Source organism: Halodesulfovibrio marinisediminis DSM 17456 (genome assembly GCF_900129975.1).
In the GTDB taxonomy this organism is placed as follows: domain Bacteria; phylum Desulfobacterota; class Desulfovibrionia; order Desulfovibrionales; family Desulfovibrionaceae; genus Halodesulfovibrio; species Halodesulfovibrio marinisediminis.
In genome coordinates, this window is sequence record NZ_FSRG01000003.1 from 176,369 (window position 1) to 198,593 (window position 22,225).

Below are 22,225 nucleotides of genomic sequence, written 5' to 3' on the forward strand. Positions count from 1 at the left end.
GCGTTACTTCTACCGTCTGAAATATCTAGTTCCGTATCAACTCAAGATACTCTATCTGATGATTTTGGCAATAGTGAGGATGCCATGCATTGCAGTTTGCAAAACAGAGTGCTTCTAGCAGCACTGTTGTGTGTTTTACTTTTGACAGGTTGCAGCTCTCCTGCTGAAAAAAAGCAACCAGCATCCAGCTCTTCGGCTTCTGTAGAGAAGCAATCCGAAAGAGCCGATGGTGACAATACAACAAATATTCAGAAACCGGAATACGGTGGGCGCATTATTTTAGGCTCAATAGGCGATATTACAAACCTGATCCCAATGTTGAGCTCAGATGCTGTGTCGCATCAGGTTGCATCAGATATTTACGTATCCCCTTTAAAATACGATAAAGATTTAAATATTATTCCGTATGCCGCAGAATCATTTGAGGTTTTGGATGAGGGTAAAAAAATACGTATAACAATGCGTAAAGATGTGAAATGGGAGGATGGAACACCGCTTACTGCGGAAGATGTAGAGTTTACGTACAAATTATACATCGATCCAAATACACCTACAGCGTATGCACAAGATTATCTTTTAGTAAAAAAGTTTACGCTGATAGATAAATACACCTTTGAAGCTACATACGAAAAGCCTCTTGCCCGCATCTTGCTTAGCTGGATGATGGATATTTTACCTAAGCATTTGCTTGAAGGTAAAGATATTACCAAGTCTCCTTTAGCACAAAAGCCGGTTGGTGCAGGACCTTTTAAGTTCAAACAATGGGATCGAGGACAAAAAATAGTTCTTGAAGCGAGTGATACATACTTTCTTGGTAGACCATATCTGGATGAAATGGTGTATCGGGTTATTCCGGATATTACTACAATGTTTCTGGAGTTAAAAGCTGGTCATCTGGATATGATGAACCTTACACCACAGCAGTTTCTCTATCAGACTGACAGTACCTATTTCAAAAATAACTTTATGAAGTACAGATATCTGTCCTTCGGGTATTCATTTTTAGGTTTTAACTTCAGGAACAAGTTGTTTCACGATACCCGCGTTCGACAGGCCATTTCATATGCCATCGATAAAGAAGGCTTAGTTAAAGGGGTTCTTTTTGGACAGGGTAAAGCGACGATTGGACCATATAAGCCTGGAACGTGGGTCTATAATACTGAGATAGAAGACTACGGATATAATCCCCGGAAGGCTTTGGAGCTGTTGAACCGCTCAGGGTGGAAGAAGAATAAAAATGGTGTCCTTGAAAAGGATGGAATAGTATTTAAATTTACGATTCTGACCAACCAGGGGAACGAAGAGCGAATAAAAACAGCTACAATCATTCAAAGTCAGTTGAAAGATATTGGTATTCAGGTCACTATTAGAACTGTTGAATGGGCAGCATTCATCAAAGAATTTTTGAATAAGGGACGCTTTGACGCACTTATTTTGGGGTGGAATATCCTTCAGGATCCGGATATCTCAACAGTATGGCACTCTTCACGGGCTGTAGAAGGGGGCTTAAACTTTATTAAATATATTAATCCGGAACTGGATAAATGGCTTGAGATGGGTCGAAACACACTCGATATGGACGTTCGAAAAGAAGCATATGATCATGTGCAGGAGATTTTGCACATGGATCAGCCGTATTGTTTCTTGTTTGTTCCGTATGCACTACCGATCGTACACAAGCGATTTAAAGGAATTGAGCCTGCGTTGTCAGGCATTACGCATAATTTAGACCGATGGTGGGTTCCTAAAAGCCAGAGGCGTTATGAGGTTGCAAACTAATCCATGATCAGGATTCAGGAAATTTTAGATAAAGTAACAGAGTTGCGTCCCGATGCGGATGTCGCTCTGATTCAGAAAGCGTACGTGTTTTCTGCTGCTGCGCATGCTGGTCAGACTCGCCTTTCCGGTGAGCCGTATCTGTCACATCCGCTTTCTGTCGCCTACGAGCTTGCCTGCATGCGTATGGATGATGTTTCCATTGCTGCGGGATTACTGCACGATACGGTAGAGGATACCTCCGCTACCATTGAAGGTATTGATGCGCAGTTTGGTGAGGAAGTGGCTGATGTTGTTGATGGGGTAACAAAAATCAGCCTGATGACATTTGAAAGCAAGGAAGCTGCTCAGGCGGAGAACATCCGTAAAATGATCCTTGCGATGGCGGAAGATATCCGTGTTCTTATTGTAAAGCTCGCGGACAGAGTCCATAACATGCGTACACTGGACTTTCAGAAGCCACATAAACAGAAACTTATTTCGCAAGAGACGATGGATATTTATGTTCCTCTTGCGAACCGCCTTGGTCTGCACCGTATCAAGCTGGAACTTGAAGACCTGAGTTTTCGCTATCTGCGTCCAGAAAAGTTTAACTCCATCACCGAGTGGTTAGAGGATAACAAAGTATCTGGTCAGGAATACATCCAGAGTGTTATCCAGCTGCTCAATTCAATGATGCGGGATAACAAGATCAATGCCGAGGTTAAGGGACGCATTAAATATCGCTACTCCATTTACCGCAAGATGGAGCAACAGAACCTTACGCTTGATCAGGTTCATGATATTATTGCTTTCCGCGTGATCGTAAAAGATGTGCGCGACTGTTATGCGGTGCTTGGTCTTGTTCATGCAATGTGGAAGCCGGTGCACGGGAGATTCAAAGACTATATCTCCATGCCTAAGGCAAACATGTATCAGAGTCTTCATACCACCGTTATGGGACCGGAAGGTGAGCGCATTGAGATTCAGATCCGAACTGACGAAATGGATCAGATGGCTGAATTCGGTGTAGCTTCTCATTGGCTGTACAAAGAGGGTGGCGGCGGACGCATGAAGGCCCGTGATGTACAGCAGTTTACTTGGCTTCGCGAGTTGCTTGACTGGCAGAAAATGGAAACTGACTCCAAAGAGTTCATGCGCTCTTTGAAGTTCGATCTGTTTAAAGATGAAGTGTATGTATTTACCCCTAATGGTGATGTGAAAGAGTTGCCAGAAGAAGCCAGTCCTATTGACTTTGCATACATGATTCATACTCAGGTCGGTGATAAGTGTTCCGGTGCTAAGGTAAACGGTAAGCTCGTGCCGTTGTCCACTCCATTGAAAAATGGTGACACCGTTGAAATTATTACTGACCCGCACAGGCATCCTAGCCGTGACTGGCTGCGTTTTGTAAAGACTGCAAAAGCGCGTACCCGTATTAACCACTTTATCCGTACCGAAGAGCGTGCTCGCTCCATCAGTCTCGGTAAGGAAATGTTGGAGAAACTGGGCCGTCGCATGGATATTAACGTCCAGAAGGCGTTGAAAGAAGGTGCGTTTGAAGCGGTTGCGGAAGAATTTAACCTGAAGGAAGTAGACGAGCTGCTTTCACAGGTGGGATATGCTCGTCTTACACCGCGTAAGGTTTTACAGCGTCTGTTGCCTAAAGAAGTTCAGGAGCCGGAAGATAAAGAAGTCGAACAACAGCCGGAAGAAACACGTGTTGAGCACACACATGCAAATAGTGTTGGAATTAAGGGTGTTGACGATGTTCTGGTTCGGTTTGCGCGCTGTTGTACCCCTGTTCCGGGCGAAGCTATTGTAGGTTTTATCAGCCGTGGCCGTGGGGTGACCGTACATACATCTGACTGTCCTAACGTGCAGAACCTTGAGGCTGAACGTCTTATCTCGGTATATTGGGATGGTACGGAAGATAAACCGTATCCTGCACGTATCAAAATGGTTTCCAGGAACGTTATGGGCATGATGGCTAAGGTTAGTGATCTGCTTATGCAGGAAAAAGTTAACCTTGATTCAGGTATGTTCCATTCAATGATCGATGGAAAGTCTGAAATGGAGTTTACTGTAGAGGTGCGTGACATTGCACATCTGTATAGAACTATTGATAAATTGCGTGCACTAGAGGGAATGGTAGAAGTATCTAGACTTTCTTCTTCAGATTAATCTGTTTCTGCCGATAAGAACTGTAGCCGCGGTTATATGTGACTACAGTTTTAACTCTGCAGTACAGGTTGTTTTGCATAAAATACAAAAGCCGCGATGCCAGAAAAAGGTTTTGCGGCTTTTTTTATTCTTGTTTTCACCATTGCTGTTGTTGTTGGCGATAGAATGTTTTTTTTGAGAGTCTGCACCTAGCGTTTTGCAAGCTGTACTCGCAGTGTGAGTGTTGTTGCTATATAGGAATGCAAAAGAGAATAGTTTTTCTTTAAAATAGCTGACAGTTGCCTATTGTAAAATAACGATAATTCTCTATGGTGTTCTAAACAGACTTTAAGCGGCGAGTAGTATGTTACAGATGGAAGAATATACATACTGTACTGGTCCGTTGAAAAATGTGAACAGGAGATTCTGTTGATTAGGGTTGTAGTAGTAGATGATTCTGCATTTATGCGGAAAGCGCTGACAACGATGCTGGAGAAGGATCCAGATATTAAGGTTGTTGCGACAGCACGTAACGGTGCTGAGGGACTTACTGTCATCAGGCAGTATAATCCTGATGTTGTAACTCTTGATATTGAAATGCCTAAGATGGACGGCCTTACTGCGCTTCGTCATATTATGATGGAGATGCCGCGTCCTGTTTTGATGATCAGCTCCCTTACTACGGAAGGTGCGGAATCAACGCTTAAAGCTATGGAGCTTGGGGCAGTTGATTTTATTCCAAAGCAGCTTTCTAAGGTTTCACTTGAGATCGTTAAAATTGAAAAGGACCTTCAACAAAAAGTAAAATCCGTTTCCCGTCGTAAAATTCGTGCTCCGCGTACAAGCAGACCTTCTCTTGCAGCTAAGGCTGCGCCTCGTGTTGCAGCTCCAGTAATGCGCGGGAGACCGAAGCGTGATGTTGTAGCGATTGGTGTTTCTACCGGTGGTCCTCCTGCTGTGCAGAAAGTGTTATCCAAACTTCCTGCAAACTTCCCTGCTGCCATTTTAATTGCACAACATATGCCGGCAGCCTTTACCGGTCCATTTGCAAAGCGTCTTGATAATGTTTGTAAAATTAAGGTGAAGGAAGCTTCCGGTGCAGAGCCTATTGCGCCGGGAACAGCATATATTGCGCCGGGCGGAAAACATATTGTATTGCAGCAGAGTGGCTCCAGAATGGAAGTTGTGGTGAAAGAAGAGCCTGCCGACGCGTTATATAAGCCATCTGCTAACGTGTTGATTGAGTCTGTTGCAAAAGCACAGGGACGTCGTGCTGTGGGGGCAATTTTCACTGGTATGGGGAATGATGGCTTGCTTGGAATTCGTGAACTTAAGAGCAGGGGCGGATATATCTTAGCACAAAACGATGCCTCTTGTGTTGTTTATGGAATGCCTAAAGCAATTGTGGACGCAAAGCTGACTGATGAGATCCTTGATATCGACGATATGGCGGAAGCTCTGATGGCAAGCATTTATAAATAATGTATGCGGAATTTCCGCCAACTTAGAAGGTGTATGTATGTCTGAATGTGACAAAATTTTAAATCAGTTACGCTCTGATGATTCCGAGTCCGTTCGTGATGCTGCCTTTGTTGCAGGAACTGAAAGAATTGAATGTGCAATTCCGGAATTGATCCGGCATATTCAGGAAGGCAACTTAGGGGTGCAGGAAGCTGCTGACCGTGCTCTTCGTGTCATCCGTGGGGAAAAAGCTGTTCAGGCGGTTATTCCGCTTCTCGCCTCAGAAGAAGCTCCGGTGCGAAATGCTGCAATGGATATCTTGCGTGAGATTGCAGAAGATGATCTCGAAAGTGTGATGAGCCAGTTAAATAGCTCTGATCCGGATCTTAGAATTTTTGTTTCTGATATTTTAGGTTCTTCAAACAGTCTTTTTGCTGTTGCTCCGCTGTGTGACGCATTACTCAAAGATGAAGAGGTTAATGTTCGTTATCAGGCTGCGGTAAGTCTTGGTGAACTTGGTTTTTCTGACGCTGCAGATAGTCTTATTAATGCGTTGGAAGATGAAGAGTGGGTTCAATTTTCAGTTATTGAAGCCCTTACCAAAATTGGTGCAGCTCAGACTTCCGGTGCATTAGTGAGAGCACTTGACGGAGCAAGTCCGCTAGTTGCTTCTATGATTGTTGAAGCGCTAGGTGAAATGGGGGATCTGAAAATTGTTCCGCTTCTTATTGAGCAGATGGAAACTGCCCCTGCTCCGTTACAGAATAAAATTTGCCGTGCTGTAGTTCAGCTTCTTGGTGACAAGACCCTTGAACTGCTTCCTGCAGATAAGCGTGAACAGTTTAATAAAGCATTACTTAATGCTCTCGAAGATGAAGATGAGCAAATTCAGCTTGCAGCTTTACGAGGGCTTTCAACCGCTAAAGGTGATGATGCTACTCAGAAGGTTATGAGTACTGTCGCTACTTTTAATGTAGACCGTGATACTGACAAGCTCATTGCTGCTGTTGAGTGCCTTGCAAATATCGGCTGCAACAATGCTCTGCTGGATGTTTTTCTTGATGACAGTGAACTTGCTTTGCGTGTTGCGGCGGAAGCTGTCTCCCGTATGTCTGAATCAGAAATGAAAAAGGCTATTCCGACTATCATTTCAGTGTTTAATAATAAGGGACTGTCCGTTCAGAGTGATCTAATCACTGTCCTTGCAAAAGCTGCTGACTCTTCTGAGGAGACGTTCTTCCAGAATGTTTTGAAAGAACAAACTGATGGATTGCTTCTTAAGAAAGCACTATTTTTTCTCGGTGAAAATTCAAACTCTCCTGAGAGTGCTGAAATGGTATTCGAAATGCTATCCCATGAGTCTTTTGACGTGAAGGATGCAGCGTTAGAAGCTGCAATTTCCATGGATAACGAAATCCTTTGGAGTCGTTTTGTTTCCAGCGTGGAGAGTGAAGATTCAACAGAGCGTATGATGGCTGTGTACGCGTTGGGTAAATCCATGAATGATGTGCATGTCGGATTACTTAAGGAAGCACTTTCCGATCCGGTAGTTGATGTCCGACTTGTAGCATTGGAAGGGGTGATTGCTTTGACCTCCGAACCTGAAGACTTAATGGAACAGGTGCAGGAGTTACTGCATGACAGCAATAAAGATGTTCGACTTGCTGTTGTTGATATGATCGGTAAAGCACAATCTGAAGTTTACCAACATTATCTCATTGAAGCTTTAACTGATGAAGACGACTGGGTTACGGTACGTGCAATTGAGCACTTGGGTGCTCTGCATAATAATGAAGTTGTTGAGCCGTTATTGGGTGTTTTTGCAACAAGAAGCATTCTTGTTCAGCATAAGGTCATCAAAATGCTTGGTAAGATAGGCACAGAGCGGTGTTTTGGTGCACTGTTAACCATGATGAGTCACGATGATCCGGAGATTTGTGAAGCTGCTGAACGAGCGGCTGAGCAGATAAGAAGCAGATAGCAGGGGGACCATGTGTCATCACTTTTTTCAAGATCGACAAGTTTTCAACGGGAACTTCATGCTAGTGATGAAGAATTTCGACAGATTAGAGACCACATTTATGAGTTGTGCGGCATTCACATTGCTGACAATAGAAAGTACCTCATAGAAAACAGATTAGCGGCACGTCTTAAGGACTTGAACCTTAAAACTTTTGGCGAGTATTACTACTACTTGCGCTACGATAAAAATCGTCGGGAAGAGTTGAATCGTCTTTACGAAGTGATTACAACCAACGAGACGAGTTTTTATCGTAATCCGCCACAGCTTAAAGTCTTTCAGGATGTCGTACTTAAAGAACTGCTTGATACCCTTAGGGCTAAACGTAGCCGCAGGCTGCGTATATGGTCTGCCGGTTGTTCTTCCGGCGAAGAACCGTACACTTTGGGCATAATTTTGCATGAGGTTCTTAAATCTGAAATTGCTTCCTGGGATATCAAGATTACAGCAAGTGATATTTCCACAGCGGTTCTTGCTGCGGCAAAAACAGGAGTTTATTCCGACTATGCCTTGCGTACGACCCCTCCGGAAATTACCCGTAAGTATTTCAAACAGGAAGGACGGGAATACCATCTTGCGGATTCTGTGAAAAAGCTTGTTCGGTTTGACCAGTTGAATTTGAATGACAAGTTGCAGATGAAACGGGTAGAGCGGTCCCAGATTATCTTTTGTCGTAACGTAATCATCTATTTTGATGATGAAATGAAGACTCGGGTTATGAGCTCATTTTATGACAATCTTCTGCCTGGAGGAGCGTTGTTAATTGGGCATTCTGAGTCATTGCATAATATATCCAGGGCATTTAGACCTGAACATCATAAGGGTGCAATCGTCTATCGCAAGGATTCATAATCTGAAGCATGGGGCACCCTGTGGAGGAGTATAGTTTGAACGCCAAAGTTCTGGCTATTGCCAACCAAAAAGGCGGCGTGGGAAAAACTACCACAACTGTCACCCTCGGTGCAGCGTTGGCACGCATGAAGAAAAAAGTTCTTGTTATTGATCTTGACCCTCATGCGTGTGCCTCTGTCCATTTACGTTTTTTTCCGGATTCGGTGCAGCGAACAACATATGACTTGTTCACAGCGCCGCGGAAGGTTTGGCCGCTGTTATGGAAGCAGTTGATTGGCAGGAATGAGGGTCAGTATTTTGACACCGCTCCTGCTTCTATCAGGCTTTCAGAGCTTGAGGTTGATCTTAAGGAAAAACACGGAAAAGGTAGTTTGCTCAAAGCTGCATTGGAAGAAATTCGTGATCAGTATGACTATATTCTTTTGGACTGCCCACCTCAGCTTGGCATGCTTCAGGTAAATGCGATTGTTGCGTGTGATCTGTTGATTATTCCTATTCAGACAGATTTTTTAGCGTTGCATGGGTTGAAACTGCTTTTTGATACCCTACGTACCCTCAACAAGGTGCTGCCAAAGCCGGTTGCGTATCGAGCCTTAGCTACCATGTATGATAAACGTGCGGGTGCATGTCGAAGAGTGCTTGACTTGCTCGGTAGAAAGATGGGGGACCTAATGTTCTCCACGGTGATAGGGGTTGATACTCGCTTTAGGGACGCCAGTGCGCTTGGCAAGAGCGTGTATGAAATTGATGCATCCAGTCGTGGAGCACGTGGGTATGAGCTTTTGGCAAAAGAGGTAGAAAGCTTATGGTAAAGACTCCTGAAGAATATTTTGAAGATCATTTATTTGATGTAGTGCAAGCTGAACCCGCAAATAGTTTTACTGCGGCTGAAGCAGCATTTATGTCAAAGTACCTTGGTGTAAATGAGGCAGAAGCATTAGAGCGGCTTGGCTTACACAAAGCTGTTGAGCCTGAATGCGTTCTCAGCGCAGTTGGCTCTGACTGTGATATTGCTGCAAAGGTAACATCGCTCCCGACTGTTGCGGTGGGAGCTTCTGATAACGATTCTAGTCAAAAGGTGAATACGCCTTCAGCTTTTGACATGGATAAAGCAGAAGAGCCGTCTGCTGAAAAAGTAACTACGGTTCCTGAAATTGCAGTTGCCGAACCTGTGCAGGATGAAATTGCAAATACTGCAAACGAATCTTTACTAGATGACAGTTTTGGCGCTGACACAGTTACTCCGGTAGAAGAAGAGGACAACTGGTTTGGTGTAAATCTTGAGAGAGAGCCTGATTTACTTGAACAACTTCGCAATGAAAGTGAACTCCAGATGGTGAGTTTCTTTCTTGGAAAACAAGAGTTCACTGTCCCGATCAGTGCAGTTCAAGAAGTTATCAGGCACCTCCCCCCAACTAAACTGCCAGTAGCGCCTCCATTTGTTAGCGGAGTAATTAATTTAAGGGGGACAGTGACGCCGATTATTCAGTTGAGGGAATTACTCGGCATTGCTGGTTTAGAAGAACAAGGTCGGTCAGATAAGTTCATTGTGGTTTGCAAGCGACATGGACTGCAGTTCGGTCTTGTTATTGATACTGTGCACACCATGTACAGAGTGCCACAAGGTTCCATTGACTGGGCTGTTGAATCTCACCTTGGAGTAGCAGTTCAGTATATTTTTGGGTTGATGAAATCTGACGACATGCTCATCGGTATTATCTCTGTGGATAATATCGTTGAAGCCATCCTTGAAGGATAGAGAGCGCTAAGTATGAGTAAACATATTCTAATTGTAGACGATTCCAAGACAGTTCGAAATCTCGTAGCGTTTATTATGAAGAATGAAGGTTTTAAGGTTACTGCTGCTGAAGATGGCCTCGATGGTCTGGAGAAGCTGTACTCTTGTGGAGCAGTTGACCTGATTATTACAGATATTAACATGCCGCACATGGATGGTTTTACGTTCATTGAAAATGTGCGCAAGCAGGATGCGTATCGGGATTTGCCTATTGTAGTCCTTTCAACAGAAGGGCAGGAGCAAGATATTAAAATGGGCATGAGCCTAGGGGCAAACCTGTATATGGTAAAACCTGCTCAACCGGAGAAAATGGTTCGAAACGTTCGCATGTTGCTTGGTTAGCCAACGTTTATGAGCATTTATGCTACTGCAAGTGTTTGCTTGCAGTAGCTTTTTCTGTGACTTTAATGTCATCTGGTTGTTTTTTCTTTATGTTTTCTAATTTTCTGTAACATTCAACCGATACTATTTAATACAGAGAGCGGGCGGTTGTTGGGTTTGCCTGCTATGCGTTTTTCACTACATCCATTTGGGGACAAAGTATGAGCCAGGAGTTTTTAGATCCGGAAATTTTTGCTGATTTTATTATCGAAGCAAAAGAACACCTGGAGACTATCGAGCCAAACTTGCTGGAACTTGAAAAAGATCCAGAAGATATCTCGCTGCTGAATGAAATTTTTAGGCCGATGCACTCATTGAAAGGTGCATCTGGTTTTCTTGGTCTCAATAAAATGAATACACTTGCGCACCGTGCAGAGAATATTATGGATGAGTTGCGCAAGGGGACTATGGAAGCCACTCCTGCCATAATGGATGTGATTCTTGAGGCTACCGATGCATTACGCCGAATTATCGATAACCTTGAGAATGAAGGTGAGGAGGGCGACGTAGCAACTGAGCCAATTATCCAGACTCTGGATGCGTTGCTTGCTGGAGAAGAACCGACACAGGCCGCAGAACCTATTTCTTTCGAACAACCTGCCGCAGTTGAGGAAACGCCTCTTGAAGCTGTGCAGGAAGCTAGTGCTATTGATTATGAAGACGCAGAATTCGAGCCTAGTAGCCGCAATGTCGTGAACCTTCCGGAAGGAGAGCTTTATGCCCTTACTTCTTTTGGTGAAGGGCACTTACGTGATTTTATTGAAGAAGCCTTTGAAAATACCGCTGACTTGAGTAACGGTCTGCTTGAGCTTGAACAGAATCCAGAAGAGAACGATGCTCTTGTAAATGACTTGTTCCGCTTTTTTCATAATCTTAAAGGCAACAGCGGAATCATCGGTTTCAACGAGCTGAATAGTATTACGCACGAAGCGGAAACTTTGCTTAATAGAACACGCAAAGGTGAGTTGCCTGTAACTCAGGGACTTATTGATCTTTTGTTACGTTGTGTTGATATTATTGATACGCTTGTTAGTAAGATTGATGTTGATTCCGGTCAGGTTCCGCAGTTTGATCTTTCAGAAATTTTATCTGTATTGCGCCATGCCGTAGAACACGGTGAATTCCCCGAAGCAACCAAAGAAGAACCTGCTCCAGTTATGGAAGAAGAGTCTGTAGATGTGGCAGAAGACGTTCCAGAGTACGATAAAGAGGATATGGACGTCTTTCTTATTACCATTACGCAGCAGCGTGTGGGAATTGATCTTGCCATAAAAGCATTGGAAGAAGATTCTTCGCAGGAAGAATTTATTAATAGCCTGTACAGAAGTCTTATCACAACACAGAATTCTTGTAGTTACATGCAGTACGATAAGCCGCGAGTTCAGGCTGAACGTACTGCCGGGCTTGTAGATTCCGGCCGCAATGCTGATATGGACTTCTCTCTGATGCTTGACCTGTTGGTTCAGGAAATTGAAATCCTGAACGATATGGTTGATGCAGAGCTGGCGGTTTTTAATCTTTCAATTAATACAGAAGAGGAATTAAAAGGTGTAGGTGAACCTTCTCCTGAGCCACAGGAAGAATTGGATATGAATCTTGAGTTGCCGGATTCCGGCAGCACAGAGGCTCCAGTATCCTTTGTTGCGAATGCGCTTGTTGAAGAACCGGAAGCTATTCAGGAGCCAGTAACAACTCAACCTGAACCACAGCCAGTGCCACCTGTTGAAGCTCCTAAGGTGTCACCTAAGCCTGAACCAAAGGTAGCACCGAAGTCGGAAGCAAAAGCTGCTCCTAAAGCGGCACCTGCTCCAGCCAAAGAAAAAGCGCCTGCTAAACAGCAGAAGCCAAAATCTTCCAGCACCATTCGTGTAGATCATGAAAAGCTCGATCATCTGATGAACCTCATCGGTGAGCTTATCATTAACCGAAACCGCTACACCATGTTGGCCCGTAATTTGGAAGATGGACAGAATGTCGATGTGCAGGAAGTAGCTCAGTCTTTGACTGAAACTACCTATGCTATGGCGCGTATATCGGATGATCTTCAGGATACAATTATGAAGGTTCGCATGGTTCCTGTATCTTCTGTGTTCTCCCGCTTCCCTCGCCTTGTACGTGACCTTTCTCGTAAGAGTGGCAAGCAGGTTGATCTTATCATGGAAGGTGAAGAAACCGAACTGGATAAAAGCGTTGTGGAAGTTATCGGTGATCCGCTTGTTCACCTTATTCGTAACGCAATGGACCACGGTGTCGAGTCCGAAGAAGAACGCCTCAAAGCTGGTAAGCAAGCTAAAGGTACAGTTCATTTGCGTGCGTACTACCGTGGTAACTCTGTAGCCATTGAGATCGAAGACGATGGTAAGGGGATTGATCCTGAAAAAATGAGAGAAGTTGCGGTTCGCAAAGGTATTATCAGTGCAGAAGAAGCTAAAGCGCTTGATGACCGTGAAGCAATGGAACTCATTTTTGCTCCGGGCTTCTCTTCTGCTGAAACCATTACAGATATTTCAGGTCGAGGTGTTGGTATGGACGTTGTTCGTACTAACATTAAAAATCTTAAGGGTAGCGTCGCTATTAACTCCGAACTTGGAAAGGGCACTCGCTTTACTCTTACCTTGCCTCTTACTCTGGCGATTATTGATGCACTCATGGTTAATGTTGCTGGTGAAGAGTTTGCAATTCCTCTTGATGCGGTTTCTGAAACTACAAAGATTGAAGCAAAACGTCTTACTGATGTGAATGGACGTAAGGCGGTTACTCTGCGCGGTGAAGTGCTTGGTCTTGTTTACATGTCAGACCTGCTCGACTTACCTCGTTCAGAAGAGACAGAAGTGCTTTCCGTAGTTGTTATTCATGATAATGATAGACGACTTGGTATTGTTGTAGACAAGCTTCATGAACGTCAGGAAATCGTAATTAAACCGCTCGGCGAATATCTTGGAGATCTTAAAGGTATTTCCGGCGCAACCATTATGGGTGATGGTTCAGTAATTCTTATTCTTGATCCGCATGAAATTTATTTGATGGCAACTTCAAAGGCCATATAGCAATTGAAAACTAAAAGTGATGTCAAAAAGAGAGCCTCAGCAGAGGCTCTCTTTTTTATTGCGGGAAAAAGAATTGCAAGGAACCCTTCTGAGGGGTATTTGCATTGGCATGTCAGATAGGTACCTTATTCCAGATACAACACATTATCGTGTTGAAGAGATAATTAAGAAGAGTCAGTTCATAGTAACGCTGGCGCATACTCCTTCCGTTGAAGAGGCAAAAGCGTTTATTGCAGCCATAAAGGAAGAGTTCCCCGATGCAACACATAATTGCTGGGCATATCAGGCGGGACCTCCCGGTTCCACAGCTATGGTTGGCATGAGCGATGATGGCGAGCCGCATGGTACTGCGGGCAAGCCTATGCTTAATATGTTGTTGCATTCAGATGTGGGGGAAATTTCGGCTGTTGTTACACGGTACTTTGGTGGGACAAAACTTGGTACCGGCGGGTTGGTTCGTGCTTATTCCGGCATGGTGAAACTTGGTCTGGAAACGCTACCTACTCGTGAGAAGATTACGCCGGTACGACTTGAAGTAATTATAGATTACAGTTCAGTGACGTTGTTCAAGCGGATGCTGCCTGATTATGAAATTAAAGTTCTGGAAGAAAATTTTGGAGCCGATGCCACATTTATTGTGGAGATGCCGAAGGAGCATGCAGAAAAATTTTCTGCTGCTGTTGTTGAACTGACAAACGGTAATGCGTTGATAGACGATATTACTGATGATGAATAGAAAGAAGCCCTTGTTCTTATGAGCAAGGGCTTTTTGTATGTTTATGTTATCCGTTGTAGGCGTCCTGATCTACAATCCAGTACAACTTACCATCATGCGGTTGTACCCGCTGGGCTGGCAATGTCCTGTCGCTTAACAGGTTGAGAGCTTTTGCAAGTAGTTCGTGTTTTTCCTTTCCTTGAATAAGGAAAACGCAAGCACGGGCATTGTTTAATACAGGCAAGGTCAGGGTAATACGCCATGACTCCATTTCACGGATGTATTGATCTGTTACCAGTCGGTTTTTTATTTCGATACCGTCATATCCCGGGAAGAGGGATGCGGTGTGTCCGTCTGACCCCATTCCAAGTAGCATAAAGTCAAACCGTGGCACCTCACCGGCACCAAGCTGGAAATGGCGGCGCAGCAGGCTTTCATATTCGTCCGCAGCTGTCTGCGAGTTAATTTCACCTTTCATTCTGTAGAAGTGTGTTGCAGCGACTTTGTGCAATAGCTCTTCTTTTGCAAGCCGGTAGTTGGAGTGCTCATCATCCGGCCCTACACATCGTTCATCTACCCAGTAGAAGTTTACTTTTTCCCACGGAATGTCAGCAGCAAGTTTTGATGATGCCAGCGTCTCAAAAAAGAGTTTCGGTGTGCGACCACCTGAAAGTGCTACGTTGTATTCTCCGCGCTTTTCAATTGCATCGTGGCAGCAATCAACGAAAAGTTTTGCAGCATGACGGGCAAGAGCTTGGGGTGATTCAGTTACAGAGAGAGTCAGGTCAATAGTCTTAGTCATAGTGCCTCCGTATTGCTCAACAACGGCGCAGCTAAGATGGGCACTGCAACCGCTGTATATAGGTTACACAGCATGGTTGCATACTTTGTACACGATTAAAACGGTTTTATTGTGACAAAGTTTTTTTACGGGGCAGAAATGTTGTTCGCAGGAAATGTATTGTGAAAAAGTTCATTGGATTCTGGATTATTGCGTCTGGAATGATGTGATACCATCGGTATCCAAGTTCCTTGAAATAGGAGGCTGCAAGGTGGCGGTGGCCAGTTTCCTTCGCAGCAAGAAGTGCAGCATCGCGTTGACAGCGTGATGTAGAAACAGGTTTGAGAATGCGCGGGTTGAAACCTCTACGCGAAAAGATAGCTTTGATTCTTTTGAACTCTCTAAAGCGAGAAAATGCGTCTGCCTGGCATAAAATAACGCCCCAGCCAAAAAGGGCGGAAAGTGTAAAGAGGACAATAGCATAGAGTGGGACTCCGCCATTCAGGAGAAAACGCGCTTCAAGGTAAAGTGTTGTAGCTACAAACAACAATGTTAGCGCAGTTGCATGTGGAAATGGCGCAACTTTAATGTATCGGATGATAGTTCTGTATAATGGGGTTCGCACTGTTGTAGTACCTATGTCATGCTTACGTGTAATTTACTAATAGTAAGGTTTAGACAAGATGCATTGCAATATACGATATCTGGTGGATAAATAGTAGTTGATGACTAAGTGAGTTACATAGAGCAAAGAGATCTATGTGATAGAATGCATTTTTTTAGAGCCTTCTTTGTGTTGCATTATGCTGATGCCAACGTCCTATTATTGTAGAATAAGGAGCAGCACATGAAACAAGCTAATACAAGATTAGACATTATTGAAAAAATAAAAATGGAATATAACGCAACCGGTGCCATACATATTGATTCTGAGGATATTAAACTCAACAAAAACGGAAAAGATGCATTATTCAAGAGTGCTGAAACATTAGCTGAAAAATTGGGTTTGCATAGGCACACTCTGCAAGAGCATCTTTATGATAATATATACTACATTGAGCCTGCCGGACCGCTTGTTGTGGCAATATCTTTACCTGAGCAACAGATCGAAATGTTTGCACAGATGCCTGAGTCAATGTGGTCATTTAAGTTGAACAACAGGTTTGTAAACTGAGGAAATCGCCGTAGCCCATGTTGTATAGTAATTGGGTATAATATGTATTGGTAGGCTGTTCAAGCGCGGAGATGGTATGCAATTAACTATGAGACAATATTACTTGGCAAAAAAACTGCAAACAGAGCGGTTTGGGGAAATCGCCGTTCCTGTTGATCCAGAGCAGATTCTTTTGCACCATGAGGCGACAACCGTTGTGCGTTCAGCGGCAGATCAGGTTGCCAGTGAATCAAAAGTGACACGAGAGGAAATTATATCCCGCTTGTTTGACAATGTTTTTAGGCTGGAACCTTCTGATACGTTAATGCTACTTATTGAATTACCTCGGCATGACATCGAATTTTATGTAGAGCTTCCGAGTTCACTGTGGAACTTCCGATAAAAGCTTTTTCCGCGCGGGTAAGATAGTTTGACCATGCAGGGACTTTACGAATGTTACTCCCTGCGGTAGAAGCAGACCTCTTGGAGGTCTAAGATGGTTACAGATCATGAACAGGAATTGGAAGTAGAAGAAAGTGAAGAGTATGTAAGCCGGTCTGAGAAGAAGCGCCGCAGCACAGCTATCCAGAAAGTTGGAGAAGATTTGGCTGCGTTTCCTATCACCGCGATTCGTTCTTTTAATCTTCCGCATGACTTATTGCAGGCATATGAAGAACTGCAAAATATTACTAAACATGAAGCGAAGCGCCGACAGATGCAGTATATCGGTAAAATTCTTCGCGAGATAGATATAGAGCCTATTAGAGCACGTATTGAAGAAGTGCAGGAAGGCAAAGCTGCTCAGGCTGCTGATTTTCATCACTTGGAGCGTTTGCGTGAGCGTTTGATTCAGGACGATAAGGAAGCACTGAATTTTGTTGTGGAGTCATACCCCGACGTAGACATTCAAAAGCTGCGTCAACTTATTCGCAATACAAAAAAAGAGATCGAAAAGCAGAAGCCGTTAAAATCGTACAAGTTGCTTTTCCGCTATTTGCGTGATCTTGAGCAGGGATAATGCGCTGCTTTTGAGATTTGATATGTAAGGAAGCCCCGAAAGATGTTCTTTCGGGGCTTCTTGCTTTCTAACTATTGGTAGAAACAGGCTATGAACTGAATGTTGTCATATCTAACACTGTTAAGGGTGCTGAAGTGCCTGATATGTTTGGTAGCTATACTTAGCGACAGAGACGACTTCAGATAATGCGGGATAGCTGTCCAGCCATTTTACCTTTTTCGGTCTCGAGGGATGCCGCCGGGCTGGAGCACCTACGATTCTCTTATATAAAAGCTTTGCTTTTTCTTCGTGCCCCTGCTCGTAAATTTTCTTACATATATTTTTAGCAGCATGTTGTGGAGCTCTAGTAAACATACAGGCTCGGGAAATTTGTTGATGCAGATGTACACCGGGGCTTAATTTCTCCCCGTGTAAATAAGCAGATGCGGCATTTTCAAAATCGCCTTCTTGAAGAAGAGACTTTGCGGTGGTGTACAAAGGATTTTCTTTTTCAAACGAATCATAGAGCGGCTTGAGCGCATTGGAAGCACCTTCATAGTCATGCTGCGCCATGAAAATATCACCAGCTGTATTAAGTTCCTGCACGTACTGTTCAGTATCTCGTTTACCTTTCCATGCCTTAGCGCGTCCAACATAGGCGGCACCATGTCGTGGATTCAGAGCAATAGCCTGCGAGAAAGTCTCAAGAGCACTATCCCAATGATGGTTCTTCAGCAGTTTTTTGCCGCGTTCGCAAAGAGTTTCCGCTGTGTCCGGTTCCGGCTCAAGAGGATTTTGTGCTGCTTTTGCGTCGCCACTCGGTTGTGAAGCCGCAGGGATTGCTGCACCGTAAGTGTTACGCACTGCATGGATTACCTGTTGTACAAGTCCGTCCATCGTGTACGGGCGGGCTAAAAAGGATGAGTACCCCAGAGTCAAGGTGCGCATCACAAAATCTTTTGTCGGGGAAGTTGCAACTGCGAGAACAGGAATAGCTATTTGAGCTCTGATACTTTTGAGCTTATCTATTAAGTACTGAGCATCGCCATCTTTCATCTGAGCACCGCAGATTATCAGGTCGAATGATTCAATTTCACCTGATTGTGCCTTGGATAACGAACGGAACGTTCCAGAGACAGAATCTACAATCAGTGCACTGCGGATTCCAATGCGGAAGAGCATTTTTCTATCTAATGCTGCCTCAGCACTGTTTCCGTTGATGATGAGTGCATGTTCAGGTTTTTTGGGTGTGCTCATGTAACGCCTCTATGGTGTACATACCTAAGTAGTTTTCAATGTTCTATGCTGGGGAAAAGAACTGAAGAAATTAGTCGTGTATCGCCTGTTTTTCAGTCGTGGAATCGTCGATGTTGCCGGAAATGACGTGGGCATGTAGGGGAATTACCTTGCCCATTTTTCTTTCGTTAGGCTGTACTTGGTGAATTTGCTGTGGATTGTATTGCTTGCCGCAACGCCAGCATATTTTTTTTGTATTGCCATGCGGCAGTCTCACGAGCATTCCTTCTTCTTTGCAACACTCTGGGCAGAACGGACCGTGTCGAACACTGCCAGCCTTCAGCCAATAGTAGTTACCGTCAAAAATCAGGTTTTCAGAAAAATGAAGGATATCGTCATATTCTTTTACCTGAATCTTGAGCGAGGATACCTGATCGCAAAGCGAAATATACTTAGACTGAAGTTCCTTCAGAAGATTTTTGGCTTCGCGGTTTTTTCCTTTCAAATAAAGTTCATGAACTTCTTTGAATTTCGAGTAGTCGAGCATTAACTGCCTCTTATGCAAGTTGAAAGTTGTCTTACTACAGCTATCGGTATGCAAAGAGAAATCTTTAAAAAACGGGAGTGGTTATGTGTTATACTCGTATTAGATTTTTCTTTTTGTACAATTAGAAATGGCTCAAAGTCAACGAAGATGCTTGAAATGCAAAGAAAAAATTATTTTACGATGATGGGAAGAAAATAAAAAAAGGCCGTATAAATTGATACGGCCTTTTATGAATAGTGTGAGGAGGTTATTGAGAGCTGAATTTGCGTTCAAACTCGACAAATTCAGTTTCAAGATCCCATTGCATACGAGCTTTTGGACTTTCAGTAAGTAGTTTTTGGCAGATTCCCGTTTCCTTGTTCGTCAGGGAATCGCTACACTCGTCCCCCATTATGTAAGGGGTTGTATTTTTCCAGAGGCTTTTCCCTGGAAGCAGACTGTATTCAAGGCTGTTACGGATCAGTGTCTTAAGGTCGGTGTAGGAAAGGTTGTAGTCATGAGCTGCACGAGTGTATTCGTTAGTAATATCAATACGTGTTAATCCACCACTTTCGGTCACAACTACTACAGGAACATTGTATTGGTTTAGAACAGGGAACGGATTATCAGTTGCTGATATTGAGCGCACTGTTTCTTCACTTGTGAGAGCAATTTCAACAGGGATTTTTTGTTCAGAGAGTGTCTTCAATAATTCAAACGGGTTGTTTTCATACATAATAGCAGAACCGTGGCTGATGCGTGTTGCATTACCTTTGGTTACAGCCATGCGGATTCGGTTTTTAAACTGTGTTGGTTGAACCCTACCAAAATCAAGGTAGCCTGCTGTGATGATAGTCTCAACGTTTGAAAATTCTTTCATGTTCTTCAGGAAGTTCAGCATTTCAATTTGCAGTGCGTAGTCACGCAGAGCAATAGGGTGATCCTCGTCTCCAGTAAGTGCAACGCCGACGAAATGAGGATCTGCCACGACAGTTTTAAATGCATAAATGAGCTGAGTAAAAACTACAGACGGAGGCTGTGTACGGTCTACGCTGGCAATCATGCGAACTAAGACTGATTTATCTTGTTGTGTCGGCAGGTAGTTTTGGGTTCCTGCCATGAGTGAATTAAAGCGGGCTTTTTCTTTTTCTATAGATTCCATAGCTGCAATTGGAGAAAGTGCCGCATACATTTGTTTTGTTGTGCCTTTCCAGTCTGTATTGGCTGCTCTTTTTTTAAGCTTGGGCGGGAACCAAGGCATCAGTACTTCAAGATAATCAAGGTGCTGGTAGACTGCATTTTCAACAACAGCACCAAGCAGAAAACCAAACTGATCAGGGGTGATATTATCGAGGGAAAAAAAATTTTGTTTTGAATTAAATGAAGCAGTAGAGAGTCTGTTAATGGCAGTCAGGTAATTTTCTTCAGACTCAAAAAACTTTTTCGCAGAAGCGGTTCCCGGAGGGCAGACCCCCCTTAATGGTGGTACCGCGTAATAGGTTGGAAGAGTGATACAGTAGTTTTCTTTTTGAGCAAGCTGCAAATAGTCTTCTGGGTAGATAGATTCTCTTAATCGAACACGTAAGTCACCGCCTTTGGGCATGCCGGAAACAAAGCCTCGAAGGGTAAGTGGGTTAGAACGGATAGTCTCATAAAAAGCTTGTGTCTTTTTTTCGTTTGCTGATCGTGATTGTCCCGCAAAGACAGGAGTGGCCGAAAGTGCAAGTAGAAATATCAAGGTAGAGATAAGAAATGTTTGAGCAGAATTCATAAAAACTCCTGAAATCAAAAGGTGCTGGCCTGTAGTTACCGCATCATCATTTTTGAAACGATCATGCGTGAATTGTTTTCTGTCTGTTGATATTGATCTTTAGACATCCCCGCACCAAGAGCAATGGCGCGCCGTCTGTCTTTATTGATAAAGTCATATCCCTTGTATCCACCGTTATTAAGAATTAGCGGAGCTCCTGTAAGCTTTGCTAATTGGGCAACGTGACCGTTTGTCAGTGCATGTTCTGCTCGTGCTGTGATTTCAAGATACACGTTCTTTTCTGCAGCGAGCGTAGCTTCCTGTTCTGTAATAAGACCAGGGTGGGCAAGATAGTCTGCACCGCCTTCAATTGCAGCAAGGTTTGTCCCTTCATCCACAATATCGGCTATAGTTTGTCCGTGTACACATACGATCTGTGCTCCTATATCTCGAGCTTCTGCAATCGAATCTGGAATAAGTTGCGGAGGGATATGTGTAAGTTCCACCCCGGCGTAGAGATCAATGCCGGAATAGAGAGAATAGTTGCGGATCATTGGAAGAAGGCTTTCCAGCACCCATTGCATATTGGTGGCATCCACATGTTCTGTGAAAGCAATGGCACGATAACCTGCTGCTTTAGCAAATCGCATAGCAGCTGCAGGTGTCTGCATTCCAGTGCTAAGAGAAGTATGAACGTGAAGGTCAATCATTATATAATATCCTGTAGGTTGAATGCGGTTGCGAAAAGAGTACTGTATGCAGCAAGCGCAACACATTATTGTATACTGGTTGGTTAGGTGCTTTGTCCATAACGAGCAGGGCAGATATTATGCAGCGCTGTGATGCAGCTAAAGACAATATTTTAGATATAAAGTTTGGTTTCTCAAGTATTTATAATTTTAGTAAAATTATCTTGCACTTAGGTGTTGTATGAGTATAGTAAATTCAAAACATTAATAATAATTATTCTTAATTATAAAAGGAGTTCGTGGATGAGCAAGCTTAAGGGAACAAAAACAGAGAAGAACATCTTAACAGCGTTTGCTGGTGAGTCTCAGGCTCGTAACCGTTACGACTACTTTGCAGGGGTTGCAAATAAAGAAGGCTATGTTCAGGTCTCTAAAATTTTTGAAGAAACAGCTATGCAGGAAAAAGCTCATGCTAAGCGTTTGTTCAAATTCTTAGAAGGTGGCGAAGCTCAAATTACAGCAGCATTTCCGGCAGGGATTATTGGTGACACCATTACCAACCTGAAAGAGTCCGCTGCTGGTGAACGTCATGAGTATATGGAAATGTATCCTGAGTTTGCAGAAATTGCTGAACAGGAATGTTTTCCGGTGGTTGCCGCTGCAATGCGCTCCATCGCAACAGCAGAGAAGCATCATGAACATCGTTATCTTGAGCTGATGAATACCATTGAAAATGGTGACGTATTTAAAAAAGCAAAGCCTGTTGTTTGGCGTTGCATTAACTGTGGTTTTGTTCACGAAGGCTTAACAGCTCCGGAAGTTTGCCCTGCCTGTGATCATCCGCAGAAGTACTTCGAAGTTCGTCTCGAAAAGTGGTTTATGCCATAGGAATGAGATAAGA

General features: G+C 43.7%; 20 protein-coding genes. 14 read left to right on the forward strand and 6 right to left on the reverse strand.

Annotated features, from left to right (window positions below):
- Positions 1-84 precede the first annotated feature (84 nt).
- The 10 genes from BUR09_RS00850 (at position 85) to BUR09_RS00895 (ending at position 14,213) form a co-directional block, all read left to right on the forward strand.
- Complete coding sequence (locus BUR09_RS00850; RefSeq protein ID WP_074215080.1) at positions 85-1,779, forward strand: peptide-binding protein; 1,695 nt, start codon at positions 85-87, stop codon at positions 1,777-1,779.
- 3 nt (positions 1,780-1,782) lie between these two features.
- Positions 1,783-3,939 (forward strand): RelA/SpoT family protein, encoded by a 2,157-nt coding sequence (locus BUR09_RS00855; protein WP_074215081.1) that lies wholly within the window; start codon positions 1,783-1,785, stop codon positions 3,937-3,939.
- Positions 3,940-4,347: 408 nt separating this feature from the next.
- Positions 4,348-5,400, forward strand: coding sequence for a protein-glutamate methylesterase/protein-glutamine glutaminase (locus BUR09_RS00860; RefSeq protein ID WP_074215082.1), 1,053 nt, complete (start codon positions 4,348-4,350; stop codon positions 5,398-5,400).
- A gap of 37 nt (positions 5,401-5,437) precedes the next feature.
- Complete coding sequence (locus tag BUR09_RS00865) at positions 5,438-7,360, forward strand: HEAT repeat domain-containing protein (protein ID WP_074215083.1); 1,923 nt, start codon at positions 5,438-5,440, stop codon at positions 7,358-7,360.
- Between the two features lie 12 nt (positions 7,361-7,372).
- A complete protein-coding gene (locus tag BUR09_RS00870) occupies positions 7,373-8,251 on the forward strand; it encodes a CheR family methyltransferase (RefSeq protein WP_074215084.1) in 879 nt (292 codons plus the stop codon).
- A 35-nt stretch (positions 8,252-8,286) separates the two neighbouring features.
- Positions 8,287-9,063, forward strand: a complete 777-nt coding sequence (locus BUR09_RS00875) for a ParA family protein (RefSeq protein ID WP_074215085.1) — start codon at positions 8,287-8,289, stop codon at positions 9,061-9,063.
- Positions 9,057-10,010 carry a chemotaxis protein CheW gene (locus BUR09_RS00880; RefSeq protein WP_074215086.1) on the forward strand — a complete coding sequence of 318 codons (954 nt, stop codon included), beginning with the start codon at positions 9,057-9,059 and terminating at the stop codon, positions 10,008-10,010. Before BUR09_RS00875 ends, BUR09_RS00880 begins: the two co-directional genes overlap by 7 nt.
- Positions 10,011-10,022: 12 nt before the next feature.
- Complete coding sequence (locus BUR09_RS00885) at positions 10,023-10,391, forward strand: response regulator (RefSeq protein ID WP_074215087.1); 369 nt, start codon at positions 10,023-10,025, stop codon at positions 10,389-10,391.
- Between the two features lie 200 nt (positions 10,392-10,591).
- Positions 10,592-13,477 carry a chemotaxis protein CheA gene (locus BUR09_RS00890; RefSeq protein WP_074215088.1) on the forward strand — a complete coding sequence of 962 codons (2,886 nt, stop codon included), beginning with the start codon at positions 10,592-10,594 and terminating at the stop codon, positions 13,475-13,477.
- A 109-nt stretch (positions 13,478-13,586) separates the two neighbouring features.
- Positions 13,587-14,213: a YigZ family protein gene (locus BUR09_RS00895; RefSeq protein WP_074215089.1), complete on the forward strand. Its 627-nt coding sequence runs from the start codon at positions 13,587-13,589 to the stop codon at positions 14,211-14,213.
- A 46-nt stretch (positions 14,214-14,259) separates the two neighbouring features.
- Here BUR09_RS00895 and pgl read toward each other — a convergent pair whose 3' ends face one another.
- Both pgl and BUR09_RS00905 read right to left on the reverse strand, forming a co-directional pair.
- A complete protein-coding gene (gene pgl / locus BUR09_RS00900) occupies positions 14,260-14,994 on the reverse strand; it encodes a 6-phosphogluconolactonase (RefSeq protein ID WP_074215090.1) in 735 nt (244 codons plus the stop codon).
- 106 nt (positions 14,995-15,100) lie between these two features.
- Positions 15,101-15,598, reverse strand: coding sequence for a hypothetical protein (locus BUR09_RS00905; protein ID WP_074215091.1), 498 nt, complete (start codon positions 15,596-15,598; stop codon positions 15,101-15,103).
- 222 nt (positions 15,599-15,820) lie between these two features.
- Here BUR09_RS00905 and BUR09_RS00910 point away from each other — a divergent pair, with 222 nt between their 5' ends.
- The 3 genes from BUR09_RS00910 to yjgA all read left to right on the forward strand — a co-directional run bounded on the left by BUR09_RS00910 (position 15,821) and on the right by yjgA (position 17,144).
- On the forward strand, positions 15,821-16,147 hold the full coding sequence (locus tag BUR09_RS00910) for a hypothetical protein (RefSeq protein WP_074215092.1): 327 nt from the start codon (positions 15,821-15,823) through the stop codon (positions 16,145-16,147).
- 76 nt (positions 16,148-16,223) lie between these two features.
- On the forward strand, positions 16,224-16,529 hold the full coding sequence (locus BUR09_RS00915; RefSeq protein ID WP_074215093.1) for a hypothetical protein: 306 nt from the start codon (positions 16,224-16,226) through the stop codon (positions 16,527-16,529).
- Positions 16,530-16,622: 93 nt separating this feature from the next.
- On the forward strand, positions 16,623-17,144 hold the full coding sequence (gene yjgA, locus BUR09_RS00920; protein ID WP_074215094.1) for a ribosome biogenesis factor YjgA: 522 nt from the start codon (positions 16,623-16,625) through the stop codon (positions 17,142-17,144).
- Positions 17,145-17,264: 120 nt separating this feature from the next.
- On the opposite strand, the gene BUR09_RS00925 is transcribed toward yjgA, so the two are convergent.
- The 4 genes from BUR09_RS00925 to BUR09_RS00940 form a co-directional block, all read right to left on the reverse strand.
- Positions 17,265-18,380 (reverse strand): tetratricopeptide repeat protein, encoded by a 1,116-nt coding sequence (locus tag BUR09_RS00925; RefSeq protein ID WP_074215095.1) that lies wholly within the window; start codon positions 18,378-18,380, stop codon positions 17,265-17,267.
- Between the two features lie 70 nt (positions 18,381-18,450).
- Entirely contained in the window at positions 18,451-18,906 is a 456-nt protein-coding gene (locus BUR09_RS00930; RefSeq protein ID WP_074215096.1) for a hypothetical protein, read from the reverse strand.
- 247 nt (positions 18,907-19,153) lie between these two features.
- On the reverse strand, positions 19,154-20,656 hold the full coding sequence (locus tag BUR09_RS00935) for an amidohydrolase family protein (protein ID WP_074215097.1): 1,503 nt from the start codon (positions 20,654-20,656) through the stop codon (positions 19,154-19,156).
- Between the two features lie 35 nt (positions 20,657-20,691).
- The gene (locus BUR09_RS00940) at positions 20,692-21,345 is read right to left on the reverse strand and encodes a histidinol phosphate phosphatase domain-containing protein (protein ID WP_074215098.1); all 654 of its coding nucleotides are present in this window, start codon (positions 21,343-21,345) and stop codon (positions 20,692-20,694) included.
- 282 nt (positions 21,346-21,627) lie between these two features.
- On the opposite strand from BUR09_RS00940, the gene rbr reads away from it, so the two are divergent.
- Positions 21,628-22,212, forward strand: a complete 585-nt coding sequence (gene rbr / locus BUR09_RS00945; protein ID WP_074215099.1) for a rubrerythrin — start codon at positions 21,628-21,630, stop codon at positions 22,210-22,212.
- Positions 22,213-22,225: the final 13 nt, after the last annotated feature.